We start from the raw sequence: 16,083 nt of genomic DNA, 5'->3' as shown, positions 1-16,083 counted from the left end.
GTCCTTTGTCTTTTGTTAAATGACCCTTACAGATTCACCCTTATCCCAAGATCAACGCTGCATTAATGGCAGTTTTCATGAGGGTTTACCTGAAGTTCGGGGACTCACTCGTGGGCATAGCTTCTCCAAAACGTTGAGGCTTTGCTATCGCCCTTGGCTGACTAACTAGCCAATAACTAAATGACTAATGACTAATGACTAATGACTAATAAATAATGACTAAATGACTAATCCAAAATCCTTACAAAAAATTTAGGAGATTTAATGACTCTTTCATTCCAAGAATTAGGCATTTCCCAAGAACGTGTCGAACAACTAGAAAAAATTGGTTTTACTGAACCAACTAACATTCAAGTGCAAGCAATTCCCCAATTGCTAGCTGGTCGTGATGTGGTAGGTCAATCTCAAACTGGAACAGGCAAAACGGCAGCATTTTCTCTGCCAATTTTAGAACGGCTAGATATTAATCAAAGAGCCGTGCAAGCCATCGTTTTAACACCAACTCGTGAATTAGCGATGCAAGTTCACGATGCGATCGCCCAATTCATCGGCGATGAAGGATTGCGGGTGTTAGCAATCTATGGTGGTCAATCAATTGACCGCCAAATGCTACAACTCAGACGTGGCGTTCACATGGTTGTGGGCACTCCAGGACGGGTGATCGATTTACTCGATCGCGGCTGTTTAAAGCTCGATCAAGTCAAGTGGTTTGTGTTGGATGAAGCTGATGAAATGTTGAGCATGGGCTTTATCGACGATGTGATAAAAATCCTCTCACAAGCGCCCGTAGACCGCCAAACAGCTTTATTCTCGGCAACAATGCCACCATCGATTCGGATGTTGGTGAACAAGTTCTTGCGATCGCCTGCAACTGTCACCGTCGAGCAGCCAAAAGCCGCCCCCAACAAGATTAATCAAGTAGCTTACTTGATCCCCCGCCATTGGACAAAAGCCAAAGCTTTACAGCCGATTCTGGAAATGGAAGATCCAGAAACAGCTTTAATCTTTGTCCGCACCAGACGCACAGCCGCCGAACTCACCAGTCAGTTACAAGGCGCTGGTCACAGTGTCGATGAATACCACGGTGACTTGTCTCAACAAGCACGGGAACGGTTATTAGTCAGATTCCGTAACCGTCAAGTCCGTTGGGTAGTAGCAACTGATATTGCAGCACGAGGGTTAGATGTCGATCAACTCTCCCATGTAATCAACTTCGACTTACCCGATAGCGTAGAAACCTACGTCCATCGCATTGGTCGTACTGGTCGTGCTGGTAAAGAAGGAACAGCAATTTCTTTAGTACAACCATTTGAGCGGCGCAAGCAGCAAACATTTGAACGTCATAATCGCCAAAGTTGGCAATTGCTGACGATTCCTACACGCGCACAAATTGAAGCACGGCACATCCTGAAATTGCAAGAACTGGTGCGAGAAGCTTTGACAGGTGAGCGTTTGGCTTCATTCTTGCCAATTGTCAGCGAACTGATTGAAGAATACGATGCTCAAGCGATCGCCGCCGCCGCATTACAAATCGCTTACGATCAAACTCGCCCTGCTTGGTTGAACTCAGACGTAGAAATTCCCCAAGAGGAATCTTCTGCTCCCAAACCAAGACTCGGCAAACGTCGTGAATCTTCCAGCGATCGCCCCCGTTCTGCATGGAAATCAGATAGTAACAATGGTGAAGAAAGACATTCTTCTCCCAAGCCAAAACTGCGGACAAGTGGACAGGATTCTTCTGTATCTCCTAGTAAAAAGATAGGTTCACCTACAGCTAGAGAATCAGCTTCTTAGTCAACATTTAGAAGTTAATCAATTTTGGATTTTAGATTTTTAGATTTTTCTGCAATCCAAAATCCAAATATAAAATTGGAGAGTTGAGAGTTAAGAGTCAAGATTTTGGCTTTGGCTCTTGACTTTTTGGTTTTGCAAGATAACGACAAACTGACACTACCAGACTTACTACCAGATTGAGAGCTAGTAGTGTCAGAAATTTGGCCTCCTGTGTTTGAGTAGTTCAAAACTACTACAGCCAAGGACGACTAACTAGTTCTAATTCTCCAATTTCATCCTCGCTCAATTTCCAGCCTAAAGCACCAGCATTCTGCCGTACTTGTTCGGCTGTCTTTACCCCAGCAATGGGAATAACGTTACCCTGAGCAATTAACCAGTTGAGAGCAACTTGAGCAGGGGTGCGATCGTATTTTTCCCCGAAGTTGCGTAGCAAAGATATGACTGGGGCAATTTTTTGCAGACCTTCTTTCTTAAATCGCGGGTCTATTTTTCTCGCACCAGTGGGAGTTTCAGCACTATCAATACTGTACTTACCTGTGAGTAATCCCTGTGCTAAAGGACTATATGCCAAGATAGTCACACCCAACTCACGCGCAGTTGCCAAAATACCTTTGCTTTCAATTTGGCGACTGAGTAAAGAATAACGCACTTGGTTTACAGCCAAAGGCACTCCACGGGCTGCCAATATTTGATGCGCGTCTCGCATTTGCTCTGCTGAGTAATTACTTACACCGACTGCCGCAATTCTGCCCCGCTTCACTTCATCAGCTAGGGCATTCATCAAAGTTTTTTGGCTTAAAAAGAAGGCAAAAGGCCAATGCACTTGGTACAGGGCGATCCGCTCAAGTTGTAGCCGTTTGAGGCTGGCTGTTAAAGCATCAGAGACGGATTGGGCTGTAAATCGCCACGGTACGGGGCCAAATTTTGTGGCGATTTGTACAGGTTGTTGTGTCTGTTGCAGAAATTGCCCTAAAAATTCCTCGCTCTTTCCCATTCCGTAGATTTCGGCAGTATCAAAGAATGTAATCCCAGCTTCTAGAGCTGCGGTAAAGGCTTCTTGTAACTGTTCTGGGCCGTAGCGATCGCCATAATTCCAAAATAGTTTATCACCCCAAGCCCAAGTACCGATGCACAAGGGTGTAACAGATGGGCCATTTTGCCCCAATGTGATGTTTTCCACGGTTGCAAAATTTAGTTTATTTACATTTCTTTACTTTTATAGTGTATCGTTACAGACAAGATTGGGTGCGATCGTCACCACTTGACTGCAAATCTTGTGGTGTCGCAGCTACGCCCGTCGTAGACATTGCGCCTTGCATAACAATTTAAAACCTGAATCAAAGGCGCATAAACAAGATCCCCGACTTCTTCGAGAAGTCGGGGATCTGTGGGTCGCAATTCTCACAAATCAAATAGGATTGCTATAGTTGAGTGTATTTACTTGTATTTATGAATTAGATGATTTATCCTGCTTGGCTTTTTTGATTAATTCCATGTAGACATTAATCTCACTAATTTCTACATCATGCTCAACTCTGGTTACTTTCCATCTTTCCTTTTTTAGGTAAACTTCCTCTCCTACTCTGGGAGTAAATTGAAGGTCGTAGAATTTTTTGAGAAAATCTTTTTGATTTTCTTCCCATAATATTACTTTGACTGGTTCTTTACTCATTACTTATGCCTTTTTGGTTACTGGATGAAGCTAAGTAGTTTGATGACATACATACGGCAAGTTTATCTTACTAATTCAATGGAATAGCGTAGTTAAAACCACATTTTCATAATGTTTAAACTTACCTGTGTAATGATTACGGAGACTACAATTCCAGACTCTTGAACCAACTCAAATCTCTGTAATCCAATATCCAAACACTAGTGTCATAAAGTTGAGCTACCGCTACAACAGACATATCTTCTAAAGTTCCTTGCCAGTCTGGTATCTGGCGAACCATGCTGTAAATTTCCTGAAACATTTCCATGTTCACTGGTACAGTCACTGTGTTCTCACTAATAACGCCTAATGCAGTCATTGCAGCACGGCTCGATTGTTCTCATAGCACAAACTTGTAAACTTCAAACAACACAGGTAGAGGGGTTAGAACCTCACCAAACAAGGCTGGTAACTTACTAAAACCCGCTTTGCATTCCTGATGGTAGTCATCTTGGACAGAAACTAAGGCAATCAGGGGGCCTGCATCCAAAACGAGACGCTTCATCCTTGTATCAAATAATCTTCATTAACTGAAGCGTCTGTAGGAGCATTTTCTACGATTCCTGCTAGCGATAGTAGCCTTGAAGCATTTTTGGGGCGTAACTTTTCCGCCAGTGCTTCCTGTATAACACTTGATGGGTTTTGCTCTGGGTGATCTTTTAAGTATTGGTCAAGTTGTGTCCACAACTCATCAGGAATATATAGTGTGCGTTTCATTTTTTCAGCATCTGGAGGTACAACACTAGTTGTACTCTTATTGTAGTTGCTGGAGTGCGATCGCTATTTTTAGCTAGTTCCTGCTCAATGTTGGGGTCAGTCTTTGTTTAAGCTTTTTGACTTTTATTCTGATCGTGAGAATTCAACCGAATTTTATGGGAATACTTATAAATAGTTCTATCTTCTCTAAATAAGTAAATATGGGCTTTTTTAACAAATTTGCAGCAACGTTTGAGGAGTCTAGACAATTTCTCAAAAGAAGTCTAGAAGAATACATAATGTTTAGTTCAGAAGCTAAACAGTTGACTTTGACCAAAAAAATGGTTTTACTTCTCTGTCAACAAGCCGAATCTAGAGTTGAACAATTAAAAAGCTTAGAACCACACTCTGAGGAGGGACTGATTGCGACAATAGAGTACAATAAAATTCAAGTAAAATTACATTTTACTCCTGAAAAAATAACTCTTAATAAAGATTGCATTAAAGGTGAACTTCGCTTATTGAACACTCCTCAATTTGAGACTGAAGCGATAGTTTACCGTCACCTTATTGCAGGTTGGACAAGATTTTTGGGAGGTAAATTCCCCAATGGAACTTTACCAAAAGAGGTTAGAATTGAAAATAATAAGGTCTATTATACTCTTCCTCGAAATGAATTGCAGCTTTTAGATTCTCTTTTCCCTAGTCTTGAAAATGGTTCTGCTTTGATAACTAAGCTTCAACAAGGGGAATTAACTATTGAAACTTCAGTAGCTTTGAGTTGGAATAATTTTAAGCTTCAAAATTTGCTTCAACTTCTGAATCTCAAATAGGCATATCTTAATCTGTCATATTTTGGCGTGATCGCTCTGGAAACCATAAAAGGACAATCGAGGATTCTTATCAAGCTCTGCTCATTTTGCAAAAATATGACAACAGACATAAAATGCCCATTGTATGTATTTTGTTGTGTGCCAAGCTGGACAGCTTCTATATCAACATTGAGATGTTGAGCAATCTCCTCCATACTCATCCCTGTTTTTAGTAACAGAGGGACGGTAAGTTTCAACATTTCAGCTTCCCGTTCTTCTCGACCTTGTTCTCGACCTTCTTCTCGACCCTCGGCTTTCGCTTCCTGATAAACCCTTGTTTGCTCCAAAGTCAGTCCTAACATAGCTTCAACTTCCTCTCTACTCAAGGTCGAAAACTTATAAACAGCGATTGTGGTGATGATGTCTAGTATTTCGTTTTGCGGCAGTGTGTCTGTTTGCTCTAATTTTACCCGCTCAATCAATTGCTTTGCTTGCTCTGCCATCACTTCATCCGATGCTAGAGTCAACTGCATCAAGTTGATGCCTATTGGCTGCTGATTAGTCGCGCCTAACTCATCTAAATAGATTCGCTGCACTTGGTCGCTGTTGAGAAATATTCGATGAGTTTTTTGATCCCTTGATTCTACAGAGCGTGATGAAAAAATTACCACACAGAACCAGTCATCGTACTGAGAACGATTACGGTTCAGGTACATCAGCGACTCGGTAAAGAACCTATGGTAGAGGGCTTCATCTCTTTGGAATTGAACTTCAGCAAAAAAGATAACTCTGGATGTTGCACCCTCTGGAGGTAAAAATACACCATCCATGCGAAATGCGGTTTCTTTGACTTCAACTGATTCAAATCGATAATTTTGCCCTTGCAGAGGAGGATTATCAACCAGTTCAAAGAGTAACCCAGGAAAGCGCTTAAAAATTTGATAGATAGTAAATGGAGTCTCGTTTCACTACTTCATCCTAAAAACCTGATTTCTCACAAGCCATCAAAATTAATCCTAACTTGACTGAAGCATACACTAATCGAGGTGTTGGTATAACTGCTTGCCAAATGATTGCGATGTCTGTGGCAGGCGAAGCCATCGCAACTTCCACTTTTCATTCGCTGATTTTGAGCGGGTAGGGTTTATCTTTATTTAAAGAGAGAGAGATTAAATCCTATAAACTATACGAAAAAGTAGCTATGGCAAGCGGTGAAGTATTTGATACCAAAACAAAATCCCTATCTGTGCCAAGGGTAAACCTGCTGACCATGTTCCGGCTGGGTTTATTTCAGATGGGATTGAGCATGATGTCTATCTTGACTCTGGGCGTACTCAACAGAGTCATGATTCAAGAAATAGCAATTCCGGCGACGCTGGTATCAGTTGTTCTAGCACTCCCTTTATTTGTTGCTCCTTCCCGTATCTGGTTTGGTCAGATTTCCGATGCCAAGCCGTTATGGGGATACCACCGCACAGCTTATGTTTGGGTGGGCGCAGCAATATTTGCGATCGCAGCATTTTTAGCTGTACAAGTAATGTGGCAGATGAATCTTGCTGGAAATAGTGCAGGTACTTGGGTATGGACAACCCAAACAATCGGCTGGACAGCACTTTTGGCTTTAGTTTTCGCTATATACGGTCTAGGAATTTGTGCTAGCGGTACTGCCTTTGCTGCTTTGTTGGTGGATATATCTGAAGAAGATAACCGTTCTAAAGTAGTCGGTGTGGTTTGGTCGATGCTAATGGTGGGGATTATTGTTGGCGCAATTATCAGTGCTAGCTTACTGAAACAGTTAACACCAGAAGCAACTGTAGAAACCTTGCAGCCAGCCATCAACCGATTGTTTACTATCGTCCCAGCAATTGTATTTGGTTTAGCGATCGCAGCAACATTCGGCGTAGAAAAAAAATACTCTCAATACTCAACCCGTTCCACACTAGTGAACCGGGAAGACAGTATTACTCTGGGCAATGCTTGGAAAATATTGACAGCTAGCCCACAAACAGGTATATTTTTCACCTTTTTACTGGTGATGACTATCAGTTTGTTTATGCAAGACCCGGTTTTAGAACCTTATGCGGGTCAAGTGTTTAAAATGCCCCTAGCGGAAAGTACCAAATTAAATATTTTTTATGGAACGGGTCTACTGATTGCCTACGGGGTTACGGGCTTTTACATTGTCCCGCGTTTGGGTAAGCGCAGAACTGCACGTCTAGGTTGTATGTTGGTAGCATTCTGTGCAATCTTGCTAGGTATCTCAGGATTCACAGCTAATGCAGCAGTTCTCAAACTAAGTTTGGTCTTGTTCGGTTTAGCCACAGGTTTCTTAACTACAGCAGCAATTAGCTTGATGTTGGATCTTACCGCAGCAGAAGCCGCAGGTACGTTTATTGGGGCATGGGGATTAGCGCAGTCCCTTTCTAGAGGTGTGGCGGTAGTCATCGGAGGTACAGTTTTGGATATTGGACGCAAGGTGTTACCAAGTTTAGAGTTAGCTTATGGACTGGTATTTGCCCTAGAAGCCGTGGGAATGGTGCTGTCGATTTGGTTTCTGAATCGGGTGAACATCACAGAATTTCAAACAAGTACCAAGCAAGCGATCGCTTCAGTTTTAGAAAGCGATTTAAACTAAACTGTATAGGGCATGGGGCATTGGGCATGAGACAAATGACCAATGACCAATGACCAATGACCAATGACAAATGACAAATGACTAATAACCAATGAATGATTTTTGGACAACAATTCTAGATTTTGCCCAAACTACTACTACCAGGGTGGGTAAGCAGCTAATGCAAGATTTTGGGCAAGTACAGGCTTCCCAAAAAGCTGATGGAAGTTTGGTGACGCAAGCAGATAAATGGGCAGATCAGGAAATTCGGGATGCGATCGCTTCTAATTTCTCTGGTTACGGCATTTTGAGCGAAGAGAGCGATCAGTCATTTCCCGGTACTGAGTGGTGTTGGGTAATTGATCCTCTTGATGGTACAACCAACTTTACACGCGGCATTCCCATCTGGACAATATCTCTGGGTTTACTGTATCGAGGTACACCTATTTTCGGTTATGTTTACGCACCAACCTTGAATCAAGCTTTTCATGGTTTCTGGGCAGGTTCATCTGGTTTAGCAACACCAACAGGAGCATTTCTCAACCACCATCCCATCCACACTAGTATTGATAGTCCCAGCAATAATCACTTTTTTAACCTCTGTTCTCGTAGCACCGCAGCTATCAAAAACGGCTTTCCTTGCAAAATTAGGATGTTGGGTGTAGCTAGCTATAATTTTTTGACAGTTGCTACTGGGGCTACTCTCGGTGGTATTGAGGCAACACCAAAAGTTTGGGACTTAGCCGGGGCTTGGGTAATTGTCCAGGCTGCTGGTGGGGTATGGTCATCGCTGAAGTCAGAACCGTTTCCGTTGTCACCGGGAGAAGATTATAGCGATCGCTCTTTTCCCACCCTTGTGGTTAGTCGTCCCGAATTAGTTCCAGTATTTCAACCTTTTCTCGAAGGCGTAAAAATTTAATTTGCAGCTCCTCGTCCTGAAAACAGTGATTTTGTCAACTAGCCTAGTGGAGAATTGCATACTCGACATTAAACTTAACAAAACCCTAGTTAAACAAAGAATTGAGTATAAATAAAGCTAGTAATAATCCTGATTTCAGTGCAAAACCAGTGTAGTTATTAATTTAAGTAGTGTTGTGGCTTTCATCACACTGGTTAATTTAGTATAAAAAATTTTATGTTGTCTAATCTAGATTTAATTCGAGAGTTTGTGCAAAACTCTATCCAGAAAAAAGACGTTTTGTTGTCAAATCATGTTTTGACAGCGCAAACAGTTTATAAAACCAACCAATTAACAGCAAAATCTGAAGGCGTAATTGCCACTGCTCAACTATCTAACACCCTATCGGAATTCTCGATTTCTCCAAAATCAACCCAGTGGGAATTGATAAATCAGGCATTAGCAGAATCTAGTTATATCCTCAAAGGAGAAGTAGATAGTCGGGGTTTCTATCAGTATCAATACTGCGAAGTTCCCAAAGGCTATGAGATGCACTGTACTAAATCTGTACTTCTATGGCGAGCTTGGTGGAAATATCGCAAGTATAGTTCAAAACTAGGGATTCCCTTGGAACTTCTAATCAGGAGGCGGGATTCATGGTATCCAATCCGAGATTTAATTATTAGTGATGGACTTGTTTATATCAAAACTTTAGGAAGCGAGATCGCGCTTGATTCAGAAGACTTGGTTACTTGGTTAAGCAAAATTGATGTAACCAAAATTAAAGAAATACCTAGTACAGAGACATAAGTGTGAAGAAAAATGCAAGGACTTTGGCTCGAAAATAACCAGTTGCAGCTACGTACAGATATTCCCATTCCTGAACCACCACCAGGAGAAGCTTTGATACGCGTCTTGCGTGCGGGTATCTGTAACACTGATTTGGAACTACTTAGAGGCTACTATCCCTACATCGGTATTTTGGGGCATGAATTTGTCGGCATTGTCGAACAAGGGCCAGAACACTTAGTTAACCAACGCGTAGTTGGAGAAATCAACGCTGTGTGTGGGCATTGTCGATTTTGTCGTAGTGGACAACCAACTCACTGTGAAAACCGTACAGTTCTGGGTATTGTCAACCGCAACGGAGCATTTAGTGAATATCTTTGTTTGCCGGTAGAGAACCTGCATCCCGTACCTGATAATGTGCCGACAGAAGTAGCAACATTTTCTGAACCTTTAGCAGCAGCTTTGGAAATCCAGCAGCAAGTGCTATTGCATCCAAACCATCGGGTGCTAGTGGTTGGAGATGGCAAACTAGGGCAGTTGGTAGCGCAGACACTAGCTCTAACTGGCTGTGAACTCTTAGCTGTGGGGCGTCATCGAGACAAACTGGCTAACTTAGAAGCACGGGGGATAAAAACGAGTCTAGCTGACGCTGTTACAGATGGATATTTCGATATCTCAGTAGAATGCACTGGCAACCCAGAAGGATTTGCGATCGCCCGCCGCGCTCTACGTCCCCGTGGTACTCTTGTACTGAAAAGTACTTATGCTGGTAACCTCAGCCTAGATGCTTCTTCTTTAGTAGTAGATGAAATCACTCTCATCGGTTCCCGTTGTGGCCCCTTTAGCCCAGCCCTCCAGCTACTAGCCACAGGAAAAGTTGACGTGCAACCCCTGATTCATGCCACTTACCCCCTCATTGAAGGGCTTGCAGCTTTTGAACACGCCCAGAGTCGCGGTGTTTTAAAAATATTGCTGGAAATTGGTCAATAGTTATTGAACATTGGGCAAACTCTTTCCCAGTCCCCAATCCCTAATACAGATAAGGATTAGTCTTCGGTTGATAGTCAAGACAATCGATCGCTTCTTCTGTATTGGCAATAGATGGGCGTACAGTACATTTAAGACGGTAATTGTCAGTAAAAAATTGGCAACCAGTACAGGGGATTTGATGCATTTGCTTGGCTGTAGCCACGCTATCTCGCGCCGCCGTCCAGAGACTCAAAACAACGAGAATAGTTACAGTCCAAGCAGTGATAAAGCATATTGGGATTAACAAAGGTTGAATCTCATGAAGGAGGAAAAATATGACTTTTAACACAGTATATCCTGATACAAATTAGGAATTAGAAGTATATTAACTCCTAATTCCTAAATTCCGACTATAGAAGTATTTAAATACCAGCATGACCAAGAGCTAAACCTGTTACTAGCATTCCTAGCACAAGAAAAGGTTGGGCGCTGGCTTGGTACTTAACATCATTCTTCACAGGGTCGCGCAGGAAATACATATCCTGCAAGGTGATTTGCGGGATGATTAACAGTACTAGTATTGTTGCATACAAATTCTCATGGATGCTGACAAGATAAGCTGCGATCAATCCTTGAAAGACATCAATCGTCACTACACAAATCCATGCCGCAGTGGTAATGCCAAACATTACAGGTAGTGAATTTAATCCTAACTGGCGATCGCCCTCTACACTCTTAAAGTCATTGACAATGGCAATACCTAATCCAGCCAAACTGTAGAACATTGTCAAAACCACAATTGTGGAATTGAGTTCGCCAAACAAAGCGTGTCCTGTAGACCAAGGTAGGGTAATGTAACTTGCACCCAAGGCGTAACTACCTAGCCAGCCGTTTTGCTTGAGTTTCAGGGGAGGTGCAGAATAAATATAGGCGATGAAGGAACCGATAATTGCGATCGCTGTAATAGTCGGGAATTCATGACCAGACCACACATCTAACACAAACGCCAAACCAATACCAGCAATCAGTAGTACCCAAATCTGAATAATTACCTGGGGTAGGGGAATTGCCCCAGAGGGAATCGGGCGATAGGGTTCATTGATGGCATCGATTTCGCGATCGTAGTAATCATTGAGGATTTGGGTGTAACCTGTCATCAATGGCCCAGCCAGCAGCATACAGGTTAATACTTTCAACACATTTTCCAGTGTCCAAGTATAGTTACCCGAAGAAGCCGCACCACAGATTACGCCCCAAATTAGGGGAATCCAGGTAATCGGCTTCATTAGCTGCAAACGAATTTTCCAAATTGAAGTTTCCCCAGCAGATGCACCTTTCATCCCCAGCAACTGCCTAGTTTTCGCATTGCGATCGGCGGATGCTATTGCTTGATCATTGGGATTATTTACCACTGAGTCTAATGCCTCAGATGGGTTAGGGTCTGGGGTAATGGGAGTTGATTCTGACATAATTTTTACTGATTAATTAGGCATTGGGCATTGGGCATTGGGTACTGGGCATTGGGCATTAGGATTAAGTTTCTTCCCTATTCCCTATTCCCCATGCCCCATTCCCCATTCCCCATGCCCCATTCCCATAACTTAAAACGAAATTATCAAATAATTATTCTGAAACTTTGCTCCAGCAACGGGTCTGCCACTGAGAGCCGGGGGTAGGGGAATATTCCGCCGCTGGTCTCCTGCTTCTACCGTGACTTCTGGCCCATATTGGGTGAGTTTGACTTGCTTTTTGTCAAATCCTGGCAAGAATAAGCGTACTTGACGATTGTGGATGTCTATTTCAATTGGTTTAGGAGCCTGTAAAGCTTGTGCTTCAAAGTTGGGTAGTGCGTCTATCAGTGGTTGCCAGTCACCTGTTGGCGAGTCGGGAACAACGCTCACAGGTAGGGGTATAAATTCCTCTGGCAGATTGACGTTTGTCTCAGGAGACACAAGCAGAACACCACCGACAGTTAAACCAATTTGTTGAGCGCTACCCCATAAATAACGAGCATTTGCTACGTCAATTGGATCTCCTGTGGTCACTAAGAAAGCAGCAAGACGCTTCGGATCGGCAAGAGCGGCTCTCCCTTTTTCCAAGAAATTATTGACTTGGTTGGTAGGCCCTGCAAAATTATCTGCTGTCCAGTTGATATTGAAAAAACTGCTAATCAGGGGTTGAATCAAGGGTGATTCAGTAATCGTCTTCCCCAAATCGGAGTTGACAAATAATTGCCGAAATCGCCGGACATACCAACTGAGGGATTCTGGCAAACCCAACATTCGCAACGTTAAAGAGTCACCCGTGCCATCATAGACGATCGCATCATATTTGCCACTGGCATCATATTCGCGGATAGCATTGAGAGCTAGGGCGTTGTCCATCCCCGGCAATACTACCAGTTCTTGACCAAAAACGTCTTTGAAGATGGGCGTGCGGAGATATTGCGCCTCAAGTTTCTTCACTTCGTCCCAGTTGCGCTCAAGTAGTACAGATGCTTGAAACTGTACCGCCTGTAACTTGGGAGCGATCTCTTGAGGATCGGCAGCAATGGGAGTACCCAAAAGGATTGATAATGTTGGTTCTGCTTGTCCTGCTAGGAGTACGCGCTTGCCTTGACTTGCCAATAATTTGGCGGCGGCGATCGCAATTTTGGTACGAGCGGTGCCGCCTTTGCCCAAAAATGTCAATATTAGAGCCATTACTTGATTCCTATTTTCACCGCCGAGCTTTTCAACTCCAACTTAGCACTCAATAAAGATTCTCAACCTGTGCTTTCAATTTCAGATGCCAAGAAAAACTCCGATCTGAGTTCTTTACTACTACACAGGTTTGATTTCATCTTCAAAAAACCAAGTGGAATAATTATCGTCAAACAGCACCACTACACCGATTCCACCACCATCGGTGACTTTGTAGCCTTGGATGATACCCACTTGTCCGAGTTTTTTTACAACTGGGGGAGAAACGCGATCGCGTAAACGAAAGACTTTAACCTTTTGTCCGATTTCCATGCCTGATTACAATTCAGATAAACCAAGTCTCAGTGTAACGGAATCCGTGACTCTGCTTTCATAAATTCAGTAGAGATGAGGGAACTGGGGAAGATGAAGGAAAATAGTAAATGACTAATGACTTCTGAGGTTCAATATCCTATTTATTGTATGATCACCAAGATAATTTGGATACAATTTTCTCGTGATGATATATTCTAAAAGCACGGAAGAGATTTCCAACAAATAAATTATCCAATATATATGAGGTGGGCATCCTGCCCAGGGCTAGCCAAAGGTGGGTGTCTCACCCGCCTCACAATAAGTTGTTGGATATTTTTTATATTTTTAAGTCCCTGAAAAAGGAACTTTCATAAATATAATAGGCTTCAGTGAGAGCAATTAGGTGAGCGGATAGTGAGTAGTAAGCGAGGAAGCAGAAATTGTTGCCGACAATGCGGGGAGTTGTACGTAAGGTAGGGAGATGCAGGCGCATCTTGCCCATAGATGAACAGTTATGGGTAAAGTTCGACTTACTAAGAACTCTAGTACGCCGGGATTTAGAGGCACGTTACAAGGGTTCTGTTTTGGGTAACTTGTGGCCTTTGCTAAATCAGTTATCACAATTACTGATTTATACTTATGTTTTTTCTACCGTACTGAAGGTGAAGCTGACTACTCTCAAAGGTTTACCAGCAAATGATTTTACCTTTGGTTTGTGGTTATTTGCAGGGTTACTTCCTTGGATTGCTTTTACGGGTGGTCTAATGCAGTCTGCTAATTCGGTACTAGGACAACCGAATTTAGTCAAGAAGGTGGTGTTTCCTTTAGCTTTGTTACCTTTAGTGCCAGTTTTATCAACCTTTATTGAGAGTTCCTTTGGTTTAATGGCATTGATTTTTTTCGTGGCGGTAAGTACTCATACTTTACATAGTACTTTGGCGCTATTACCCTTGGTCTGGCTAACGCAGCTATTGCTAACAGCAGGCTTGGGCTATTTAACAGCCGGACTAACGGTGTTTTTGCGAGATATCCCTCAGACTTTAGGAGTGATTTTAAATATTTGGTTTTATGCAACACCGCTTGTCTATCCAGCATTAGCAATTCCAGAGCAATGGCGGAATTTGGTATTCTGGTTAAATCCAATGGCAGCGATCGCAGAAGTTTATCGTGACATAGTTTTAGTTGGAGAGATGAAGCACTGGGGTGAATGGGGAGTTGCTTCTGCGATCGCAACTATTATATTTTGTTTTGGTTTTACAGTGTACAAGCGTTTGCGCCCATCTTTTGCAGATGTATTGTAGCCAGACCAGATTTCATTATTAAACTGCTTTTAAAACAAGCAAATGCTAATTTTAATTAGATAGTAGATAGCGATATGATTCGACAAAAAGCCAAGATTTTAACGATTTAATTAATTGTTATTTGATAAAATTTTACATATTAATTTTTTTAGTAATTTAAGTATGTGGTGTTATGGGTGAGGAGATTGCAATTTCACTGAAGAATATCTCAAAGTGCTACAAGCGATATGCTCGTCCAGTAGATAGGCTCAAAGAAATTTTATTACCTACTAAGAGCCACGCTCAAGAGTTTTGGGCGTTACGAGATATTAACTTGGAAATTCTTAAAGGAGAAACATTAGGAATTATTGGTCAAAATGGTTCTGGTAAAAGTACATTACTACAAATTATTGCTGGAACCTTGACACCAACTACAGGAGATATATGGGTTAACGGCAGAGTTTCAGCTTTACTTGAACTAGGTAGCGGCTTTAATCCTGAATTTACTGGAAGGCAAAATGTATTTTTTAATGGGCAAATTTTGGGGTTAAGTCGAGACGAAATACAAGCTAAATTTGATGATATTGCCGCATTCGCAGAGATAGGAGATTTTATAGAACATCCCGTTAAAACTTATTCCAGTGGTATGGTATTAAGACTAGCATTTGCAGTCGTTGCTAATACGGAACCAAGTATCTTAATTGTAGATGAAGCTTTAGCTGTAGGAGATGCAAAATTCCAAGCTCGCTGTATGAAGAGAATTCGTCAGCTTAAAGAACAAGGCGTAACTATCTTATTCGTTTCTCATGATTCTGGAAGTGTCAAGATGTTGTGTAAGAGTGCAGCACTCTTAAATTATGGAAGAATGTTAGAAATAGGTAATCCCAAAGAAGTTGTAAATCATTACATTGCTTTACTAAGCTCAACACCAAATCAAGCGGAGCTTGAAGAGGAAACTCTAGAAGAAATAGAAAATTTAAATAATGATAATGATTTCATCAAAAATAAAGAAAATAATTCTATACATCGGCATGGAAATAAATTGGCTCTTATTAAAGACGTTAAAATTAGCAATTTAGAAGGTAAAGAAATTATACAGTTAGAAACAGGGAAAACTTTTCAGATTAACATCTTACTAGAAGCACAAGCTGAACTATCAGACTTAATTGTAGGTATTTCAATTAGAAATTTGATAGGATTAGTAATTTATGGAACTAATAGTCATTTACTTAATATTAAACTACCAAACTTAGAAAACAAGCAACAATTGACAGTTAGATTTCAGGTTCCATGCTATCTGAATAGGGGAGTGTATACAGTAACCGTAGGAATACATTCTGAAGAAGGTTTTAGTTATGATTGGATCGATGAATTGGTCGTTCTTGAAGTAAATAACAGAATTTTCTGTGAGGGCTTAGTAGACTTACAGTCTAACGTAAAATTAGATAACCAAGAATACAATGTCATAGAGCCGAAATTTTAAGAATATAATCAATCTTCCAGAAATATAGTAAATAATAAAAT

The 16,083-nt window shown here is 41.7% G+C and carries 18 protein-coding genes and 1 pseudogene; 8 read left to right on the top strand and 11 right to left on the bottom strand.

Annotated elements, in window-relative coordinates:
• Window positions 1-264: 264 nt before the first annotated feature.
• The gene (locus tag HWQ42_RS34050) at window positions 265-1,794 is read left to right on the top strand and encodes a DEAD/DEAH box helicase (RefSeq protein WP_292736755.1); all 1,530 of its coding nucleotides are present in this window, start codon (window positions 265-267) and stop codon (window positions 1,792-1,794) included.
• A gap of 232 nt (window positions 1,795-2,026) precedes the next feature.
• Here the strand turns inward: HWQ42_RS34050 and HWQ42_RS34045 are convergent, their stop codons facing one another.
• The 5 genes from HWQ42_RS34045 to HWQ42_RS34025 all read right to left on the bottom strand — a co-directional run bounded on the left by HWQ42_RS34045 (window position 2,027) and on the right by HWQ42_RS34025 (window position 4,222).
• Window positions 2,027-2,974 (bottom strand): aldo/keto reductase, encoded by a 948-nt coding sequence (locus tag HWQ42_RS34045; protein ID WP_292820215.1) that lies wholly within the window; start codon window positions 2,972-2,974, stop codon window positions 2,027-2,029.
• A gap of 267 nt (window positions 2,975-3,241) precedes the next feature.
• Window positions 3,242-3,466 (bottom strand): hypothetical protein, encoded by a 225-nt coding sequence (locus tag HWQ42_RS34040; protein ID WP_292736759.1) that lies wholly within the window; start codon window positions 3,464-3,466, stop codon window positions 3,242-3,244.
• A gap of 145 nt (window positions 3,467-3,611) precedes the next feature.
• Window positions 3,612-3,824 carry a hypothetical protein gene (locus HWQ42_RS34035; RefSeq protein WP_292820212.1) on the bottom strand — a complete coding sequence of 71 codons (213 nt, stop codon included), beginning with the start codon at window positions 3,822-3,824 and terminating at the stop codon, window positions 3,612-3,614.
• A gap of 21 nt (window positions 3,825-3,845) precedes the next feature.
• A complete protein-coding gene (locus HWQ42_RS34030; RefSeq protein WP_292820209.1) occupies window positions 3,846-4,010 on the bottom strand; it encodes a hypothetical protein in 165 nt (54 codons plus the stop codon).
• Window positions 4,007-4,222 (bottom strand): hypothetical protein, encoded by a 216-nt coding sequence (locus HWQ42_RS34025; RefSeq protein ID WP_292820206.1) that lies wholly within the window; start codon window positions 4,220-4,222, stop codon window positions 4,007-4,009. The genes HWQ42_RS34030 and HWQ42_RS34025 overlap by 4 nt, the downstream gene beginning before the upstream one ends.
• 278 nt (window positions 4,223-4,500) lie before the next feature.
• Here HWQ42_RS34025 and HWQ42_RS34020 point away from each other — a divergent pair, with 278 nt between their 5' ends.
• Entirely contained in the window at window positions 4,501-5,034 is a 534-nt protein-coding gene (locus tag HWQ42_RS34020) for a hypothetical protein (protein ID WP_292820203.1), read from the top strand.
• A gap of 125 nt (window positions 5,035-5,159) precedes the next feature.
• Here HWQ42_RS34020 and HWQ42_RS34015 read toward each other — a convergent pair.
• Window positions 5,160-5,982: pseudogene (locus tag HWQ42_RS34015) on the bottom strand (Rpn family recombination-promoting nuclease/putative transposase); the annotation flags it as partial.
• 9 nt (window positions 5,983-5,991) lie between these two features.
• Window positions 5,992-6,114: a hypothetical protein gene (locus HWQ42_RS34010; protein ID WP_292820200.1), complete on the bottom strand. Its 123-nt coding sequence runs from the start codon at window positions 6,112-6,114 to the stop codon at window positions 5,992-5,994.
• Window positions 6,115-6,214: 100 nt separating this feature from the next.
• Between HWQ42_RS34010 and HWQ42_RS34005 the strand changes: the two genes are divergently transcribed.
• The 4 genes from HWQ42_RS34005 to HWQ42_RS33990 all read left to right on the top strand — a co-directional run bounded on the left by HWQ42_RS34005 (window position 6,215) and on the right by HWQ42_RS33990 (window position 10,304).
• A complete protein-coding gene (locus tag HWQ42_RS34005) occupies window positions 6,215-7,648 on the top strand; it encodes a BCD family MFS transporter (protein ID WP_292820197.1) in 1,434 nt (477 codons plus the stop codon).
• Window positions 7,649-7,739: 91 nt separating this feature from the next.
• On the top strand, window positions 7,740-8,546 hold the full coding sequence (locus HWQ42_RS34000) for an inositol monophosphatase family protein (protein WP_292820194.1): 807 nt from the start codon (window positions 7,740-7,742) through the stop codon (window positions 8,544-8,546).
• A 216-nt stretch (window positions 8,547-8,762) separates the two neighbouring features.
• Window positions 8,763-9,335, top strand: coding sequence for a hypothetical protein (locus tag HWQ42_RS33995; RefSeq protein WP_292820191.1), 573 nt, complete (start codon window positions 8,763-8,765; stop codon window positions 9,333-9,335).
• 12 nt (window positions 9,336-9,347) lie between these two features.
• Window positions 9,348-10,304, top strand: a complete 957-nt coding sequence (locus HWQ42_RS33990) for an alcohol dehydrogenase catalytic domain-containing protein (protein ID WP_292820188.1) — start codon at window positions 9,348-9,350, stop codon at window positions 10,302-10,304.
• Window positions 10,305-10,344: 40 nt separating this feature from the next.
• Here the strand turns inward: HWQ42_RS33990 and HWQ42_RS33985 are convergent, their stop codons facing one another.
• The 4 genes from HWQ42_RS33985 to HWQ42_RS33970 form a co-directional block, all read right to left on the bottom strand.
• Complete coding sequence (locus HWQ42_RS33985) at window positions 10,345-10,632, bottom strand: hypothetical protein (protein ID WP_292820185.1); 288 nt, start codon at window positions 10,630-10,632, stop codon at window positions 10,345-10,347.
• Between the two features lie 73 nt (window positions 10,633-10,705).
• Window positions 10,706-11,752, bottom strand: a complete 1,047-nt coding sequence (chlG, locus tag HWQ42_RS33980; RefSeq protein ID WP_292820182.1) for a chlorophyll synthase ChlG — start codon at window positions 11,750-11,752, stop codon at window positions 10,706-10,708.
• Window positions 11,753-11,884: 132 nt separating this feature from the next.
• A complete protein-coding gene (locus HWQ42_RS33975) occupies window positions 11,885-12,985 on the bottom strand; it encodes an ArsA family ATPase (RefSeq protein WP_292820179.1) in 1,101 nt (366 codons plus the stop codon).
• A gap of 120 nt (window positions 12,986-13,105) precedes the next feature.
• Window positions 13,106-13,297, bottom strand: coding sequence for a DUF2862 domain-containing protein (locus HWQ42_RS33970; RefSeq protein WP_292736781.1), 192 nt, complete (start codon window positions 13,295-13,297; stop codon window positions 13,106-13,108).
• Between the two features lie 434 nt (window positions 13,298-13,731).
• On the opposite strand from HWQ42_RS33970, the gene HWQ42_RS33965 reads away from it, so the two are divergent.
• Both HWQ42_RS33965 and HWQ42_RS33960 read left to right on the top strand, forming a co-directional pair.
• Window positions 13,732-14,580, top strand: coding sequence for an ABC transporter permease (locus HWQ42_RS33965; protein WP_292820290.1), 849 nt, complete (start codon window positions 13,732-13,734; stop codon window positions 14,578-14,580).
• Between the two features lie 172 nt (window positions 14,581-14,752).
• Window positions 14,753-16,042: an ABC transporter ATP-binding protein gene (locus tag HWQ42_RS33960; RefSeq protein WP_292820176.1), complete on the top strand. Its 1,290-nt coding sequence runs from the start codon at window positions 14,753-14,755 to the stop codon at window positions 16,040-16,042.
• The last annotated feature ends 41 nt before the right edge of the window (window positions 16,043-16,083 follow it).

The organism is Nostoc sp. JL23, assembly GCF_017115065.1.
GTDB lineage: Bacteria > Cyanobacteriota > Cyanobacteriia > Cyanobacteriales > Nostocaceae > Nostoc > Nostoc punctiforme_A.
The sequence above is the reverse complement of the archived record's forward strand: the minus strand, read 5'-3'. Positions and strand labels throughout refer to the sequence as shown.

What these genes read in the sequence shown, in the direction of transcription:
- HWQ42_RS34050 (WP_292736755.1), top strand. Translation starts at nt 265, where the DNA reads ATGACTCTTTCATTCCAAGAATTAGGCATTTCCCAAGAACGTGTCGAA.
- HWQ42_RS34040 (WP_292736759.1), bottom strand. Translation starts at nt 3,466, where the DNA reads ATGAGTAAAGAACCAGTCAAAGTAATATTATGGGAAGAAAATCAAAAA.
- HWQ42_RS34035 (WP_292820212.1), bottom strand. Translation starts at nt 3,824, where the DNA reads ATGACTGCATTAGGCGTTATTAGTGAGAACACAGTGACTGTACCAGTG.
- HWQ42_RS34030 (WP_292820209.1), bottom strand. Translation starts at nt 4,010, where the DNA reads ATGAAGCGTCTCGTTTTGGATGCAGGCCCCCTGATTGCCTTAGTTTCT.
- HWQ42_RS34025 (WP_292820206.1), bottom strand. Translation starts at nt 4,222, where the DNA reads ATGAAACGCACACTATATATTCCTGATGAGTTGTGGACACAACTTGAC.
- HWQ42_RS34020 (WP_292820203.1), top strand. Translation starts at nt 4,501, where the DNA reads ATGTTTAGTTCAGAAGCTAAACAGTTGACTTTGACCAAAAAAATGGTT.
- HWQ42_RS34010 (WP_292820200.1), bottom strand. Translation starts at nt 6,114, where the DNA reads ATGGCTTCGCCTGCCACAGACATCGCAATCATTTGGCAAGCAGTTATA.
- HWQ42_RS34005 (WP_292820197.1), top strand. Translation starts at nt 6,215, where the DNA reads ATGGCAAGCGGTGAAGTATTTGATACCAAAACAAAATCCCTATCTGTG.
- HWQ42_RS34000 (WP_292820194.1), top strand. Translation starts at nt 7,740, where the DNA reads ATGAATGATTTTTGGACAACAATTCTAGATTTTGCCCAAACTACTACT.
- HWQ42_RS33995 (WP_292820191.1), top strand. Translation starts at nt 8,763, where the DNA reads ATGTTGTCTAATCTAGATTTAATTCGAGAGTTTGTGCAAAACTCTATC.
- HWQ42_RS33990 (WP_292820188.1), top strand. Translation starts at nt 9,348, where the DNA reads ATGCAAGGACTTTGGCTCGAAAATAACCAGTTGCAGCTACGTACAGAT.
- chlG (WP_292820182.1), bottom strand. Translation starts at nt 11,752, where the DNA reads ATGTCAGAATCAACTCCCATTACCCCAGACCCTAACCCATCTGAGGCA.
- HWQ42_RS33975 (WP_292820179.1), bottom strand. Translation starts at nt 12,985, where the DNA reads ATGGCTCTAATATTGACATTTTTGGGCAAAGGCGGCACCGCTCGTACC.
- HWQ42_RS33970 (WP_292736781.1), bottom strand. Translation starts at nt 13,297, where the DNA reads ATGGAAATCGGACAAAAGGTTAAAGTCTTTCGTTTACGCGATCGCGTT.
- HWQ42_RS33965 (WP_292820290.1), top strand. Translation starts at nt 13,732, where the DNA reads ATGCGGGGAGTTGTACGTAAGGTAGGGAGATGCAGGCGCATCTTGCCC.
- HWQ42_RS33960 (WP_292820176.1), top strand. Translation starts at nt 14,753, where the DNA reads ATGGGTGAGGAGATTGCAATTTCACTGAAGAATATCTCAAAGTGCTAC.